Source organism: Mucilaginibacter sp. SJ, assembly GCF_028993635.1.
Classification (GTDB): Bacteria; Bacteroidota; Bacteroidia; order Sphingobacteriales; family Sphingobacteriaceae; genus Mucilaginibacter.
The window spans coordinates 306,661-323,530 of the sequence record NZ_CP118631.1; the positions used below are offsets into that span (position 1 = coordinate 306,661).

Consider the following 16,870-nt stretch of genomic DNA (forward strand, 5'->3'; position numbering starts at 1 on the left):
AAGCCAGTATGATGGGTAAGTACAAGTTCGGTTTACAGGCTGGATTAACCAAGCCTGGCTAATGACCAATTTTAAGGCAGGCATATATATACTGGCACGTCACTCAGACGATTGGCAGAATTATTAAATTTTTATTTCAAATAAGTGTAACAAATTCATTCGGGTGGTAGTCATATGGTTATAGTACTATGTATTGCATGGTATTATAAGGTTTATAACCTGGTTAAGATTGGCTCAAAAAGATTAATGGTCAAACAGTTCACCTATCACATCAGCATGAAACTAAAGCTCTTACTCCTCATTTTATTTTCAATCATTATGGCCCCGGCCTTCGGACAGGCGGGGCAGGCGTTATTCGCGGTAAACGGCACTGCAACGGATTCGTTATCGAAACAACCGCTTTCCTATGTAACCGTAAACCTGCGCAACGAAGCAAAGCAGTTGGTCCGCACCACGGTGACTAAAACCGACGGCACGTTCCGGTTTGAAAAGCTGCCATCAGGACAATACCTTCTCTCGATGATCAGTGTTGGTTTTAAGACGAAAACACTTCCTGTCGATTTTACCGATAATAATAAACCCTCTATAAATCTGGGGAGCATTGCCCTGGGCACACAAACTACACAGCTTAAAACGGTGGCTATTACGGCCGACAGGCCTATCATTAAGCAGGAGGTTGATAAACTCATCTACGACTTAAAGGCTGACCCTGACAGCAAAAGCAGCAATGTACTGGAGATGATGCGTAAAGTGCCTTTGTTAACGGTAGACGGTGACGATAACATCCTTTTGAAGGGAAATAGCGGCTACCGGATATTTGTTAACGGTAAACCATCAAGTATGATGGAGCGCGATCCGAAGAATATCCTCAAAAGTATGCCTGCGTCAACCATTCAAAGCATCGAGGTAATTACCAACCCTTCGTCGAAGTATGATGCCGAGGGAATGGCGGGTATCATTAATATTGTGACCAATAAAAAAATAAGTAACGGGTATAATGGCACGCTAAATCTTAGCCATGTATTCCCCGTAGGCGGTCCGAGATTAGGCGGATCGTTTTCGTCTAAACAGGGCAAGCTGGAACTATCAGACTATTTTGGCGGGAATATCTCCAATTCGCCCGAAGTGCTTAGTTCCATTTCGAGGCTTACTACCGGGAGCAACCCTACGAGCCTTAACCAGAATAACACGGCAAAATGGGATGGCAAAAATGGCTATGCGGAAGTTGGCATCAGTTACGAAATTGATAGTCTTAACCTTATTTCGGGGCAATTCAATATTAATGGAAATAACCAGGACGGCGTCAACACGCAAAGTTCTGTTTTGAACGAAGCCGGCAACATGGTTGAAGGGTACGACCTGTACAATAACAATACGGCAGGCGGCAGGGGCCTGAATGTCGGTTTAAATTACCAGCTGGGTTTTAAAAGCAATAAGCAAAGGCTGCTCACCTTTTCGTACCAGTACTATACATTCAACAACAGGCAAGATGCGGCGCTGACGGCATCAAACCGCGTAAACTATACGACGCCCGATTACCTGCAACACAATGAAGGTGAATCTTCCGAACAGACTGTTCAGGTAGATTACGTTCAGCCTGTAAAGAAGTTGAATATTGAAATGGGGGTGAAAGCAATTATTCGTGATAACAAAAGTGACTTTCAATACCTCGGATTTAATGCGACAACCGGTAATTTCGAGGCCGACCCATCGCGAAGCAATAAATTTGATAATAACCAAAATGTACTGGGTGCATACAACAGCTATACCTATACTCTGCAAAACTGGAGCTTTAAGGCAGGCGCCAGGGTAGAGGAGACGCTGATTGATGCTGACTTTATTTCAACCTCATCGCAGCTAAATAAAAATTTCTTTAATATAGTGCCTTCGGTAAGTATTAATAAGCGGTTTAAAAACTCCAGTACGCTGAACTTCGGGTTTTCGCAAAGGATACAGCGCCCGGGCATATACCAGCTAAACCCCTTTGTAGACCGCTCGAACCCAAACTTCGAATCGTCGGGAAACCCCAACCTCAGGCCCGCGGTTTCCAATAGTATTCAATTGGGTTACAGCAGAACGAAAAAGGCATCCTTAAACCTGATGCTTGGCTATAATTATTTTAACGACCTGATCATGCCCGTTGTAATTTTCGACCCGGCCACGAATATTACCCGCAGCACTTTTGATAACACCGGCAAAGCCCGCCTGTTCACCTTTAACGCCAATATCAATTACCCCATCACCAAAAAATGGAGCACATCGTTTAACGGTAGGATTGCGCATGGCCGTGTGCAGGGCATAGTGAATGGCCAGTTGGTGAAAAATCAGGGCTTTATGTATGGCGCATCACTAAACAGCGGTTATAATTTAGAGAAGGGCTGGCGGGTTAGCACCAACGTGTTTCTGAATGGGCCTAATCTTTCTATCCAGGGTACATCCAACCCTTACGCCAGTGTATCCTTTACAGTTAATAAAGATGTAGTGAAGGATAAACTTTCGTTCTCGACCACGGTGAATAACCCTTTCAGCAAATACAGGGATAATATCAGGAGTTCATTTGGCCCCGATTTTACCCAAACAAATATTAACCGCGCCTATTTCCGGGGCTTTACCGTCAGCCTTAACTACCGTTTCGGCAAGCTGAAAGAAGCGGTTAAGAAAAACAAGCGGGGTATCAGTAATGACGATGTTCAGGGAGCGCCTTCGGGAAACTAAGAGCATTTAACGAACAACAAACAGGCGGAGAGGACCGCCTGTTTGTTATTAACCTTTTTCGATATTCCAGGTTCGGTTTTAGTTATCTAATAACCTGCGCAGATCGCCCGTGCTGATCTCCTGTACCGGCTGGAATGTATTCCCGGCCGCATAATGTAACAAGCTGTATCGGAGCTGCCTTGCCGCTGCCCGTTCCGTTAATTGACTATGAAGATCCATTGTGCAAAGAATTAAGCTCCCGGAACCAACCTTGAATTCAACCAGCGTTGCCAGGTTACGGTTCCTGAAAAAGTTATCGATCACCCGGACTATAGGCGTTGCAGGAGCTCCCAATTTATCGAGTAGGAGCGACCGGGAACGGGTCACCAGGTCCCACCATTGCCAATCCGTATAAAAGTCAGTAGGGAAATCAGCCAGCGCGTTACTTTTCTTGTCGATGAGCAGGCCCATACTGCCTGGTTGATCGGGGAAGTGGACCGGGCTCCAGAAAACAGGAGCGAAACGGCCGTCGATACCTTTAACGTTGGCAGTATCCGGATTAAGCAACACTTTTCGCCCCGCTTGCAGATAACTAAGGGCACTGTCGATGGATGTAGTAAAGATCACGTTACTAAAAGATTCCGGCTTTTTATCTGGGTAAACCCAAATTTTCCAGTGATTAGTATAACCGGTATTGGCTATGCTTACAGTGATCAGTAATTCACAAGCCCGGTCGATTTTGCTGAGATCTATTGAGAAACTTCCCGCAGAAGCGTTGCCAATAGCGATAAGCTGCCGGCCAAGCGAACCATGAAAATTAAACTGTTTATCCGTTGAAGCCGCTGACCAAAGCACTTCTCCGTTGATTTTACCATCACTGTAATTAGCGATTTCGGCAGTGGCATTAAAATGCTCATTATTGCTGTAAGCCGCTTTTTCAAAACGGATCAATGGCACCACTGGGCCACAGAATTTGCTAAAATCAGCCGGCGAAATCAGTCCTTTACTATCCCAGAAAGCATTTAAAATCCCAACGAGTGCTGTTCCCTGCCCCGGAAAATCATGAAGGTCAAGCAATTGAAACCCGCCAACACCCTGGGTTTTCAACGCGCGTTCAATTTCTTCTTTGTAAAGCTGAACGGCCAGTGTTCCGCTGGCTTTAAGGTAATCGGGAGCCAATCCAAGTATCCCTTTTTCGCGGAGGTTGTTCCGTACTGCCTCAAAGTTAGCTGGCCGCAAAACCCCGGTATATTTTTTTATTTCTTCAAGATCCGGATAAACGGAATACTGGCCCACCTCGTGAATAATAAGGGGAACTGTTGTCCCTTCCAGCGCTTTACTGTAATCTGTCTTAAAATCGGGCGGGTTGGTGTTAAAAATACCCTGTCCCCGTACCCATCCTTTTTCCGTGTACTGGGTAATAAAATAATCATCGGCAGGCTCCGGATTTTTGCCATGCCCTTTTTGAAAACTGAAGGTGGTTGTGGTGTATAAATGCCGGTTGTCTTCCTGCTTTAACTTACGCACCAGCTTCTCCAGCCATCCAAAATCGCCCTCCAGCTCATTACCCATGCTCCAAAAACAAAATGAAGGGTGGTTGCCATAATTCCGGATGATATTTTCGGCTTCCTGTTCCAGGTAAGTTAATGTTTTGGGGTCTTTTCCCACGGTTAGCGCCCATAGTGGCAGCTCAACATGCAGGTAAAAACCCAGCGAGTCGGCTACCTGAAATGCTGCTTCGGGCGGGCACCATGAATGAAAGCGAAGATGGTTCAGCCCGTAAGCTTTAGCGGTCTTAAACACTTTCAGCCAGCCGGCTGCATTCATTGGTGGATGGCCTTCCAGCGGAAAAATATTGCATTCAAGCGTACCGCGCAGAAAAAGCGGACGACCATTGATACGAAGCTCGTTCCCGGTCGCGTTAATATCCCTGAAGCCAAAACTTTGAGTCCTGGCATCCAAAACTCGTCCCTTGCTGTCAATTACTTCCGTGCGAAGGCTGTATAGGCGCGGATGAAATTCGTCCCATGATTGCACCTCCGGAACCTGGAGGTTAATTTCCTGCTGATCATGCTGAATAACGGTTGGGCTGGTTTGTTTAACGACCTTTTTTCCGGAAAGGAGGGAAGCCCGCAGATAAGTATCGCCACGATGGGAACCGCCCAGGCTGATAGCTGCCTTTACGCTGTGATTGGCCAGCGAGGAGTATACCTGTACCTGGTTAATAACTTGTTTGCCTATGTCGATCAGCTGCATCTTTCCGATAACGCCGTTCCAAATGATCTGTGTACCGTCGGTGTAGGCATGGGCAAAGTCATTTACACTGATATCATGCTGCTTGCGATTATCTACGCGAATGGTGATCACATGTTTACCTGCTGCCAGAGGGCCTAATTTGAAAACTTGTGGTGCAATCAGGCTTTCCTGTGTGCCGGCTGGTTTGCCATCTATCCAGCAATCGGTTTTCCAGATCACCCGTTCAAGCGACAGCAGGACGTTGGCCATCCGGCTGGTTAGATTTATGCTGCGCTGGTACCAAACGGCACCGGTGTACCTGTGTTTTCTGGACAGATGCAGCATGATGTCCTTGCTCAGCACAGTTGTATCCACCTTTACAGGCGCCCCGATACCGGCGTCATCTAAGGTGCCAGGCAGCCATATGCTGTTAGTAAATTGCTGTTGCTGCCAGTTCTGATCCAAACCTTTGCCCAGCGAATCGAGCCTGTACAGCCATTTGCCGGCAACCGGGATTGGTTTAACCTGCGCCGAAATGGTGGAACTTGCTACCAGCGCCGCGAGCAAGAAAAATGTTTTTTTTAAAGAATACTGCATCATTGATAGTGAGCGGTTAAAGTAGTAACAGAACGGGGCTCAAGTGTTATTGTCCCGACGGGAGTTGTTGATTTTTTAAGATTTTTGAGAGCTGTTGTGGTGTACATATCAAATGTATTTCCGGCCAATTGTGAACCACCCGGATCAACCGTGTATTGTTTGCTTTCGGTACTCATATTTATCAGCACAATAACCAATTGTTTTGAAGCGAGATCTTTGTATGCGGAAACCATTTGTGTTCCTGTTGCCAGTACAGGATCGGTAATATCGCTTAATGCTGCATTTATGCGGATCATCCCCGGCCTGATAAACCGCGAATAATTTCCCAAACACCACAATTGTTTTGAATCACTAACCAGGCCATTGGTTTTCATGCTGTTCAGGTCATATCCACCAGATGGGTCGTTAATGTATACAAGCCCGTCACTATAATTATAAGTATCAACGGCAAGCCACCACTGCCATGAAGTTACATTGGCCACCGTAAGGTCATGATGAATAACTTTGGCCACATACAAGCCGTAATCAATACCGGTATTTTTCGGGTACCCATTCAATAGACCACAAATATCGCCTAATATACCAAACTCTGACTGCCAAAGATGAAGACTTGGGTCAACAGCCTTTTGCTTATCTGCCGCGTGTTGCCGGTAACTGATCAAATCGGCGCCCGGACAGGTAGTAAAATAACTGTGTGCTGATAGTAAGTGCTCCATCGAAGGGACATCGCCTATATAATTAGCGGAGCTTTTGTTAAAGAATTGGTTGAGCTGATCGCCGCGGCCATCACTGTTGTTAGCATCCAGCGAATTCCATTGATTGGCTTCACCAACACATATCGTAGTTGCTAAGCCGGCAGCTTTCATCTTCGGGCCCAACAGGCGTATAAAGTCTGCAATTTCAGCATTGGTAGCACCAGTGCCTTCCTGCGATGGATTTTCTCCCCAATTCCACTGGGGTTCATTAAAGGGGCTGAGATAATTAAAAGGGGTACTGCTTGATTCAAAATGCTTTAAAACGCTAACCAGAAAATCTGCAAAAGCATTTTTCTTGCTTTCTGTCAGGTTCAGATGACTGTTAGCTAAACCATAAGCTTTATTATTTTGCGTGAACTGTACCGGTGGCGAAACAGAAAATGCCAGGAAGTTTTTTACACCGCGTGCTTTCGCTGCCGACAGGAACCATTGCTGGCCTGCTTGTTTGTTCCAGTTATAATTATTATTTGCATCCAGAAAGCATTCTTCCCGGCGAAACTCATCCGGTATTCCGCTATCCGCACCTTGTTCATAGCTCCCGGCGCCGATGTTGAAGCGCCAAAGCGTAAGGCCAATACCTTTGGGATTGCCCTGCTGGTCGGCTTCCATGCTGAACAGGTAATCAGCAATCTGATTTTTTTTGGTAACATCATTCCACTTTCCGATGAATTTGGTTGTCCAGCAATCAGAGGCACCAAAGCTTTGCATCGTTTGCTGCTCATTTCCCAGATTGATAGTGATGCGGGCCGGGCCGGTATTGCATGTATTAACGCCATTAACGATGCAACCGTCGTTTCCTTTTTTAATTCCTGTTTTTTTAGCGCAGCTGAATGAGTTTGATACCCCCAGCATTACCATGAACAGCAGTGCTGATCGCAAATTTATTTTCATAATAGTTATTTAAAGCCGCCGGCATGCCGGCGGCTATCTGCTAATATCCCGGATTTTGTGTGATCTTTCCGTTTGAGGCAATAATTTCCTTTGATGGGATAGGCCATAAATTATGTGTTCCTGCAATAAAATTAGCACCCTTATTTTGAGGCTCGTTCAGGTTCTTAGTTTCATATGGGTCTTTGCTTTGTTGCGTATTGTATTTAACAAAGCTTCCGTTCGGTCCCAAAATACTATTGATCACCGGTTGTCCGCTTTGATCTTTCCATCGCCTGATGTCATACAAACGATCTCCTTCCAGGGCCATTTCGAGCCTGCGCTCCAACCGCACAGCGTTGATGAGGTTCCAGCCGGTAAGTGTCATATCGGTAGTGAGGCCAACGCGGTTCCTAACCGTGCGCATCGACTGTAAAGCCTGGGCCGACTGCTGCTGCATAGCGGCAGCTTCAGCATTCATCAGGTAAACGTCTGCCAGCCTCAGGTAAATATGATCTTTTGAAAAGCGGCCGTTCGGTGTTCTTTCACCGCGAGGTACATACACTTTTCGGTTGTACCTGGCAGATTTACATTGTGCCGGATTGGCATTGAATGAAGTATTGGCCGGATCGCCTGCAACCGGGAAGCCCTGGCGCATGATCGTCCAGTTTAACCTTACACTGTCTGCCTGCGATTTAAAGGCATTTTCAAGATCGCTGGTTGGTGTAAAATATCCCCATCCGCCTTCGGTCCCCGGCATGGAGGTGGTAGGGAAAATGTTGCCCAGGTTTGGGTATTGGGTAGAATACTGGTACTGTATTTCAAAAATAGACTCAGGTCCGTTATGATTAGTTGTTTGCCATATATTACCAAAAAACGTTTCCAGGTTGTATTCACCAGAGCTGATGATCTGGCTGGTGAGGTTTTGTGCTCCTGCCCAATCTTCGGTATACAGGTCGATCTTGGCCAGCAGTGCCTGCGCAGCTCCCTTTGATACGCGGAACTTATCTGTGGCGCTATACTGTGATTTATTCGGTAAAATGCCAATAGCACTATTAAGATCTTGTTTAATGAAATTGTACACATCGGCGGCGCTGGTCCTGCTGTAGGTATTTTCCTGAGGGCCCAGTGTCTTAGTGATCAGCGGAATCCCGCCCCAATTTCTTACCAGCTCAAAATATTGGAAAGCCCGCAGAAACTTGATCTCGGCGATAAGCTTCTGTTTGGTAGCGTCGTCAATCTGCGATTTCTGAATGCCTTCAATGGTAGCATTGAAAATATAAATGCTTTTGTAGATTTCGATCCAGTGCGCCTCAATACGATCATTTTCGGCATTTAACGTGTAGTGCGCAGCCTGTACTGCCGTGCCTTGCCCTCCGTTGATACCGATCCATTCATTATCGGAGGCGGCCTCGCCGCCTACTTGCTTCCACCATTGCGTCTGCCACCAGTCGTCAAAGTCAATGTATTTGTAGCAAGCAATCGTTGCGCCACTGGCTTCATCAACTGTATTATAAAAAGTATTGGCCTGTATAGCGTTACCATAAGGTTCCTGATCCAGGAAAGTCTTTTTGCAAGCGCTCATGCCGGCAATAACCAGTACGAGCAATATATATTTCAAGTGTTTCATTGTTGTTTACTGCTAAGTCTTAAAAATTCGCGTTAAATCCGATATTGAAGAATTTGGGGATCGGGTTCTGTCCGTTGTCAATGCCATACCTCAGTACACCCGCAAATGGGACTTCAGGGTTTAATCCGTCATATTTGGTAATGGTGAAGAGGTTTTGAGCAGATACGTAAATCCGTACCTTAGCCCGGCCGCCCAAGGCCTTTTCAGGCACAGTGTAACCGAGTTGCAATAATTTATTGCGTACATAGGTGCCTTCTTTAATAAAGAAACTGGAGTTTTTAGAGAAATTGCCGTTTGGATCACTCAAACTCAGCACAGGATAACTGTTCGTGCTGCCCGGACCGGTCCAAAATTTATTTTCTTTACCGCTGATGAAGTTATACCCGTAGATGGGGTTCATCCTTACCAGGTAATCATCAGCTACCTTATTGCCAAAGGACCCATAAAATTCCATACGGAAATCAAAGCCATGGTAAGAAGCCTGAAGGTTTAAGCCCGATGATAATTTAGGATATGGATTTCCGATCGACGTCCGGTCGTTCAAATCGATGGTATTATCGCCGTTAACGTTCGCGTACATAAAATCGCCGGGCCTCGCATTAGGCTGCAATACAGTGCCGTTCGGGCTTTTATAGTTCTGTACGTCCTGGGCTGTTTGGAAAACACCGAGTACCTTATAACCGTAATAGCCGCCTAAAATATCACCTGCAGCGGTTTTGGTCCTCCGGGTAGACTGAAATACGTCATTGGATATTTCGTCATATAGGATCTGTCCCTTCAGGTCGACCGCTTTGGAAAGGAAATGCTGTACCGTGAGGCTGATACCGAAAGAAACACCACCGATTTTGTCTTTATAATTGATGGCTGCTTCCCAACCGCTGGTACGCATGGTACCTACGTTAGTATAAACTGTTGGGATATATCCCTGCGGATAGCCCAGCGAGGGTTGTACCGGGAGGTAAAGCAACATGTCTTTAGGTGAGCGCCAGTATTTATCTGCGGTTATGGATAATTTATTATTGAAGAAGTCCGCATCAAAGCCGATGGTCACGTCCTGTGTTGTTTCCCACTTGATATTTGGGTCGGGTACATTGGATGGAACATAGCCATAAACCCGGCTGTTTGCGCCATTGATATAGTCTGATAAGCCCAGAGTACTTTCATAAGCGCCCGGCGAGCCTGGTAAATTGCCCCCTACACGGCCAAATGATCCGCGCAACTTTAGGTAGTTCAGCCATTTGATGTTCTTCATAAATGATTCGTTTGAAATCACATAAGCGCCTGAAACGGTTGGAAAATAACCCCAGCGGTTGGCGGGCGATAACATCGATGAACCATCTGCCCGGAAAGAGCCCGCAATGAAATAAGTTTCATTAAAATCATAAGATACGCGGGCAAAGTAAGAGCTCATTTTACCGAAGGGGCCCGCGCCGGGTTGATGAGAGCCGGATCCGTCGGCAAGCGTTGCACCGGCAGAAATGTAGTGATAAGGCTCCGCATCATAAGGAACATCCTGGCGGTACACGTAAGTGTTATTATACGTATAGTTATCGGCAGACTGGCCTATCAAAACATTGTAATGATGCTTGTTGATACTTCCGATATAATTGATGGTATTATCCAGTTGCCAGCGGTAGTTGATCATCGAGTTTTGGGATGCGCCTGATATATCACTGCGGTCTTGTGGATCGATGTAGTATTTAGGCTGGTAATTAGTCTGGTTTATTGAGTTATAAAAGCCGGAAATACTGCTTCTTAACGTCAGGCCTTTAATTGGTTTGATTTCAAGATAGGAGGAACCCTGTGTGCCGAATAATCGTGATTGGTTAAAATCACGGGCCATGGCAGCCAGGGGATTATTGATATTATTAAAATTGGAACGCGTAAACTGGCTGTAAACCGGGTTATAGGCAGTGAAGCTCCAGCTGGGATTGGTTGCTGCATACGCATTAACAGCCGTTTGCGTCTCCGCGGCAGACCTGGTTGCCGCTACGTTGGGTGCAATGGACATGATGTTGAACAGGCTTGTGCCGCCACCGTCGCCATATCGCTCCATGCGCGGTGCAAGGCTAACACCAAATTTGAATACTTTTGAAATTTCGTAATCGATGTTGAACCTGGTGGTGATTTTTTGATAGTCGGCAGTACCGCGCTGTGCTGCAAAATTGCTGGTTTGATCAAAATACCCGGCGCTTCCATAAAAGGTGAGCCCGTTTTTTGATCCGGATGCGCTGACATTATAGTTGTGGGTGTAAGCTTTTTTGGTTGCCTCATTCCACCAATCAGTATTAACTCCTGTCACCGCGCCATTGGCCGGAAGGGTTTGGTTGTTATTGGCATAGATCTGGCGGTAATGGCTTACAAACTCGTCTGTCTGTGCAAGTTTCGGGTTCACCCAATAGTTCATGCCCGAAGTTCCGTTAAAATTGATCTGCGTTTTCTCTTTCCCTCTTTTTGTGGTAACCAGCAAAACACCGGCTCCGCCACGGGAACCATAAATAGCAGTAGCTGCCGCATCTTTCAGCACGTCGATCTTGTCAATATCTGACGGGTTAATGTCATTAAGGCCGCCGAATGAGGTGATCACGCCGTCAACAACAATGAGCGGATCGCTGGACCCTGTGATTGTGGAGAAGCCCCTGATCAGTAGCTTCGGTTGCGCGCCGGGATTGCCGCCCCCCTGAAATACCTGCAATCCTGGTACTTTACCTTGAATAGCATCTGCAACATTACTGGTGGTGGTTGGGGCAATGTCTTTAGTCCCGACAGAGGACACCGCTGTAGTTACGCTTTTGCGGGTAATGGTTTGGTATCCAATTACCACGGCCTCATTAAGCTGATTGTCGGCAGGGTTAAGTGTTACCTCATAAGTTTCCCTGTCATCCACCGGAACCTCTTTGGCCTGGAAACCAAGGTAAGAAAATACCAGTATGTCACCTTTGCTTGCTCTGATCTGGAACTGACCGGCCGCGTCGGTTACAGAACCGGTTTTTGTGCCCTTAAGCAAAATGCTTACGCCAATAAGCGTTTGATGCGTGTTATCTGTTACACGTCCTTTTACGGCTTTGGTTTGGGCGAAAACCAGGCTGTAAAGTGGTAACAATAACACTAATGTTAGTGTAAATTTTGTTCTCATAATTGGGTTATTTAGGGTTATTAAGGATGACAAATCTAATGGCAATCGGATCGTTGAGTATAGACGATATGATGTAATACATGGACAATATTCTGATTGGTGTTGTATTTATCCGTTTTGCCGCCTATTGGGTAATGAAAACCTATGCCTTTTTTTCGCCATTTGGAGCCATATGGTGTTATTTTATTCTTTTAGTTAAAAAACGGAAGGCGGGCATTCATGAGGTTGGTTATTCTATATGGATAATTTTACTATTTAATTATAGGGTATACCAGGGCCTTTTGAATGTGACATTGATTAAAATGAATGCGTAGTGGCGCATTAAATTATAGGAAGGAGAAAATTGAAGGGAATGAAACAAATGTTAAATGATTTCAGTTCGTCCTGTTTGATAAAAAGCACAAAAGTTTGCCATAAATAGCCGAATCAGGGGTACTCATCAGGCTTGTTTCTTATAAAAGCCTGACCTTATTTTCGCAATGAACGTAAAGTGTTTTAGCGTTCCGGCGATAGTTATATAGTCCATGTTTTTAATTTTTTCATCTATATAGAATGCCCTGTTATTAAATATTTTTGTGAATATCAATGTTGAGCGACTAACAATTACCGATTGAAATCAATGAACATCAAACTCTATGTATATCGTAAATAAAAGATGGGATAGGGGAGTATTTTAAAAAATAATAATTTAATGGATTTATGAAATTCAGCCGTTCAGAAATTTTACTTTTAATGTCAGTATCCGACATTGATAACGGCTGTGGCAAAACAGTATCTATTCGCCTTTTAACACAGCATGTCTGCATTCGCAAACATGTGTAACCCGCGATAGGATTTAACTAAATCAAATGAATACATATTCAGCAAGTTACAAAAAAGATGGGTTTGAAGGTCAGCGAGCGATCGTGATACCCAAAACTATATTACAGCGGTTTTGTGAAGGAAATGCGGCTATACAAGGAGCATTTATAACGGATATTGGATACTATCCCAAGGCAAAATTCCATCGCAGGGAGCGATATACAGGTGCGGGGCAAAATATCCTGATTTATTGCATTGACGGAAAAGGGATGGTTAAGATAGGCACTCATACTTATGAGATCAAGCCCGGCGACTTTTTTGTTATTCCTCATGGTGTTAAGCACTTTTATGAAACAAATGAAAGCAGTCCCTGGACAATTTACTGGTGTCACTTTAAAGGTCCGCAAGCGGACGCTATAACGGAGCAAATTTATGTCAGGGATCAGAGTTTCCGCTACAGCATCGAATTTGATGGTGATCGGATCGCTCTTTTTGATAAGCTTTACGTATTTTTAGAACAGGGTTACAGTACAGAAAATCTCACGTATGTCAATTTACTGCTGCTGCAATATTTAAGTTCTTTTTTGTTTAGGGACAAATATTATAAAACGAATTTAAACACACACTCCCAGCCGCAGGACAGATCTATTTTATTCATGCAGAAGAATCTGGATAAGACTCTAAGTTTAGCTGAGCTCGCGGCCTCGGTAAACCTATCGGTGAGTCATTATTCTGCGTTATTTAAGAAAACCACAGGATTTTCGCCTATAGATTATTTTAATCATCTTAAAATACAAAAGGCTTGTCAGTACCTGCAGTTCACGGAATTGAGGATCCGTGAAATAGCTTTTCGCATCGGCATCGACGACCCTCTTTATTTTTCAAGATTGTTTAACAGAACTATGGGATACGGCCCCAAAGAATACCGTAAAAGCCGGTCTCCTTCCATTAAATAAGTGCGTTTCCCCGCTTTGGGCTGTATGTTTAAAAAATTATGCTTTCTTAACAAACTCTGATTTTAATGCCATAGCGCCAAACCCATCGATCTTACAATCAATGTTATGATCGCTGTCAACCAAACGGATGTTTTTAACCTTGGTCCCGGCTTTTATACTTTGAGAGGAACCACGTACCGGCAGGTTCTTTATTGTAACAACAGTATCCCCGTTCTGGAGAATATTTCCATTGCTATCCTTCACCACAAACAGATCTGAACTTATAGGATTATCTTGCGGATTCCATTCGTGTCCGCATTCCGGACATATGAGCAGGTTATCCATTTCATAAGCATAGGGAGATTTACATATTGGGCAGGGGGCAAGTTCAGTCATCTTTTGTAGTATTGATTTTCATCGGCAAAGATAAAATTTTAAAAGATTTGCATCCGGCCATGTTGTATACATTTTTTCCAGGCAAAACAATTGAAATAAGGAACCGGAAGACAGACCTGCCATACAGTAATCTGTCGAAGTAGTTTCGCCGAAACTCTGATATGTGAGATGCTATTTGCCAGTTTTAATATTGACTTAACAGGGTTTCTTAAGATTTATTATTTAGAATTAGATTAAATAAATACTTTCGTGCAAAATTTAATCTAATGAAATCACATGGACCATTACACTTTATTACTACCTGTTTTTTATTATTATCCTGTTTTGCATCAGCTCAAAACGTGAAAATACAAGGTAGCGTCCGCGACTCCGTGTCTGGAGTAGCTTATCCCACAATCAAGTTGAAAACCGCGCAGATAAGTGGTGATGCCAAAGGGTTCTTCACGGCTTTTGTACCGGCAGGACAGCAACTATCATTGGAAATTTCTGCCGTCGGCTATCAGCCCATATTGGTATCGCTTCCGGCTTTAACGAGTGACACAGCCATTAACTGGCATTTACGGCAAGCCAGCCAGGCGCTTGGTGAGGTTGTAATTTCGGCTACAAGAAGACCGGAAAGCCCCAGGAATATTGTATCAACAGTAAGCATCGTTTCAAAAAAGAAACTCGACAATGAGATTGCTGTTAACCCGGACCTGACCAGCATCCTGGCAAACCAGGTACCCGGCTTTGCCCCGACAGCACAATCGGGCAGTAATGTTGGTCAAAACTTAAGGGGGCGTCCCATGCTGGTTATGATTGATGGTGTGAGCCAGTCGTCCCCACTCAGGAATGCCGAGGTGGACCTGAGGTCTATTGACCCCTCTGTATTGCAGCAAATTGAAGTCGTAAAAGGGGCAACAGCCATTTACGGTAATGGTGCCGCCGGCGGCCTGGTTAACTATGTAACATTGGTGCCTGATACTTCGGCAAAGTTTGCCGGTAAAACCGACGTTTATTTAAACGGCTCGCTGGTGAAGGTACGTAATTCGGTAGGCGGTCGTATCAGTCAGATGTTTTATGGCAAAGCAGGGAAATTTGATTATGTAGCAAGCGGCATGGCAGAGGAAACCGGAGAATACAAAGATGCCAAAGGCGATGTGGTTGGGCCCAACTACAGCCTTGGTGAAACAAACACCTATAATGCCTTTGCTAAACTGGGTTATCAGCCAACGCGTAACCAGCGTTTACAATTGGTATATAACTATTATAGCAGCTTACAGAACAGCAACTTTACGCTGGTGAACGGCAACCTGGCTACAGGTCAGAAAGCTACCGGTGTACTTGGTAAACCGGCGGGCATTCCTACCGGAGCGGCTTACAATCACAACCTGCATTTATCTTACAAGGTTGACGATCTTTTCGCACATACGAGCCTGAACGCGGATGCTTATTATGAAAAACGCCAGGATGTGTTTTATGTGTCCTTAGGTCGTTTTGATGGCGGCGACGGTCAGTCATTAGCACATAATGACAAAAAAGGCATACGATTATTCCTCCAAACTCCAATGGTCAGCCGTCCGTCGCTGAACGCCAACCTGTCTTATGGTATAGATTTGCTGAAAGACAAAACCTCACAGCCTCTGGTAGACGGCCGTGTTTGGGTACCTGCCATGGACATGATCAACCTGGCACCATTTGCGCAAGCCGACTTGATGATCATTCGGGATCTGGTGTTCAAAACAGGGTTCCGGTATGAGCGTGTTGATATTGATGTCGACAACTATCGTACATTACGCATTACCAATGCAAGCGGTGCTACGGTAACTCCATCATTTGATGTAACGGGCGGCGTGTTGAAATATAATACCGCTTTGTTTAATGCCGGTTTAAAGTATAATCGTTTTGAGCTGTTCAGCCCTTATATAAGTTTTTCCCAGGGTTTTTCTGTAATGGACATCGGTTTGGCTTTACGCGATGCAAAGGTAAACAGTATTAATAAGATCAATACCGATGCTGTTAAAGTGAATAATTATGAGGCGGGCTTTGAAAGCCATTATCAAAACCTGGTATTTTCAGCTTCAGCCTATCAAAGCACCTCTAAGTTGGGAATTGAGGTGTTATATGATCCGGCCACCGGCTTATTTAATACCGCGCGGAGCCCTGAAAAAATTTACGGTTTTGAATTAGCTGCCAGCTACATATTTAGCCGCCGGTTAACCGTAGGCGGTAGTTACAGTTATACAGAAGGAAAAAGGGACGTTAATCAAAACGGGAAATACGATGACCCGCAAGATGCCTACCTGAACGGCAGGCGCATTTCTGCTCCTAAGATTACCGGTAATGTTACTTATTCACCAATCCAGGTGGTGGACATAACCCTGAATTATACAGGAATTGGCAACCGCAACCGTTTCGTAAAAAATGCCACCGGTATCTATAATGGCAATGAAGGGGCTGTAAAAGCCTATAACCTGTTTAACCTGGCGGCCGGGTATAAAGTGAACAAGAATACCCGATTGAGCCTGGGCATTGAAAATCTGTTTAATGAAGACTATTTTCCTGCACGTGCGCAATGGTTCATGCAACCGGGATTCTATTCAAAAGGCAGAGGCACGGCGTTTAACTTTGGTATATCAGTAAGATATTAAAGACAGGCCGATCAGCACATCCATGATACAGGCGGTGGGCGCCTATATATCATGGATGTGCCGTCCTTAACCGGATAACCGCGTTAAATTTCCCCGGTTGACCAATTGATCATTTCGTTTTAGTACGCCGTTTATAAGTGCAAGGGGAATATCGGCCGAATTAGCAACACCTGTCTCTAAATACTGAAATCAGA

8 protein-coding genes are annotated in these 16,870 nt (G+C 44.9%); 3 read left to right on the forward strand and 5 right to left on the reverse strand.

What is annotated here, in order from left to right; genetic code table 11:
• The first annotated feature begins 174 nt into the window (after positions 1-174).
• Positions 175-2,715 carry a TonB-dependent receptor domain-containing protein gene (locus MusilaSJ_RS01170; protein WP_274988248.1) on the forward strand — a complete coding sequence of 847 codons (2,541 nt, stop codon included), beginning with the start codon at positions 175-177 and terminating at the stop codon, positions 2,713-2,715.
• A gap of 78 nt (positions 2,716-2,793) precedes the next feature.
• On the opposite strand, the gene MusilaSJ_RS01175 is transcribed toward MusilaSJ_RS01170, so the two are convergent.
• Genes MusilaSJ_RS01175 through MusilaSJ_RS01190 form a run of 4 tightly spaced genes read right to left on the reverse strand, consistent with a single transcriptional unit; the run spans position 2,794 to position 11,914 of the window.
• Positions 2,794-5,529 (reverse strand): DUF8487 domain-containing protein, encoded by a 2,736-nt coding sequence (locus tag MusilaSJ_RS01175; RefSeq protein WP_274988249.1) that lies wholly within the window; start codon positions 5,527-5,529, stop codon positions 2,794-2,796.
• Positions 5,526-7,172, reverse strand: a complete 1,647-nt coding sequence (locus MusilaSJ_RS01180; protein ID WP_274988250.1) for a glycoside hydrolase — start codon at positions 7,170-7,172, stop codon at positions 5,526-5,528. Before MusilaSJ_RS01180 ends, MusilaSJ_RS01175 begins: the two co-directional genes overlap by 4 nt.
• A 40-nt stretch (positions 7,173-7,212) precedes the next feature.
• Positions 7,213-8,778: a RagB/SusD family nutrient uptake outer membrane protein gene (locus MusilaSJ_RS01185; RefSeq protein WP_274988251.1), complete on the reverse strand. Its 1,566-nt coding sequence runs from the start codon at positions 8,776-8,778 to the stop codon at positions 7,213-7,215.
• Between the two features lie 19 nt (positions 8,779-8,797).
• Positions 8,798-11,914, reverse strand: coding sequence for a SusC/RagA family TonB-linked outer membrane protein (locus MusilaSJ_RS01190; protein WP_274988252.1), 3,117 nt, complete (start codon positions 11,912-11,914; stop codon positions 8,798-8,800).
• A gap of 848 nt (positions 11,915-12,762) precedes the next feature.
• Here MusilaSJ_RS01190 and MusilaSJ_RS01195 point away from each other — a divergent pair.
• Positions 12,763-13,671 carry an AraC family transcriptional regulator gene (locus tag MusilaSJ_RS01195; RefSeq protein WP_274988253.1) on the forward strand — a complete coding sequence of 303 codons (909 nt, stop codon included), beginning with the start codon at positions 12,763-12,765 and terminating at the stop codon, positions 13,669-13,671.
• A gap of 36 nt (positions 13,672-13,707) precedes the next feature.
• Here MusilaSJ_RS01195 and MusilaSJ_RS01200 read toward each other — a convergent pair whose 3' ends face one another.
• A complete protein-coding gene (locus MusilaSJ_RS01200) occupies positions 13,708-14,046 on the reverse strand; it encodes a zinc ribbon domain-containing protein YjdM (protein ID WP_274988254.1) in 339 nt (112 codons plus the stop codon).
• A gap of 341 nt (positions 14,047-14,387) precedes the next feature.
• Here MusilaSJ_RS01200 and MusilaSJ_RS01205 point away from each other — a divergent pair, with 341 nt between their 5' ends.
• Positions 14,388-16,676 carry a TonB-dependent receptor gene (locus tag MusilaSJ_RS01205; RefSeq protein ID WP_274988255.1) on the forward strand — a complete coding sequence of 763 codons (2,289 nt, stop codon included), beginning with the start codon at positions 14,388-14,390 and terminating at the stop codon, positions 16,674-16,676.
• Positions 16,677-16,870: the final 194 nt, after the last annotated feature.

Coding starts and splice junctions, on each gene's coding strand:
- MusilaSJ_RS01170 (WP_274988248.1), top strand. CDS start 175: ATGGTTATAGTACTATGTATTGCATGGTATTATAAGGTTTATAACCTG.
- MusilaSJ_RS01175 (WP_274988249.1), bottom strand. CDS start 5,529: ATGATGCAGTATTCTTTAAAAAAAACATTTTTCTTGCTCGCGGCGCTG.
- MusilaSJ_RS01180 (WP_274988250.1), bottom strand. CDS start 7,172: ATGAAAATAAATTTGCGATCAGCACTGCTGTTCATGGTAATGCTGGGG.
- MusilaSJ_RS01185 (WP_274988251.1), bottom strand. CDS start 8,778: ATGAAACACTTGAAATATATATTGCTCGTACTGGTTATTGCCGGCATG.
- MusilaSJ_RS01190 (WP_274988252.1), bottom strand. CDS start 11,914: ATGAGAACAAAATTTACACTAACATTAGTGTTATTGTTACCACTTTAC.
- MusilaSJ_RS01195 (WP_274988253.1), top strand. CDS start 12,763: ATGAATACATATTCAGCAAGTTACAAAAAAGATGGGTTTGAAGGTCAG.
- MusilaSJ_RS01200 (WP_274988254.1), bottom strand. CDS start 14,046: ATGACTGAACTTGCCCCCTGCCCAATATGTAAATCTCCCTATGCTTAT.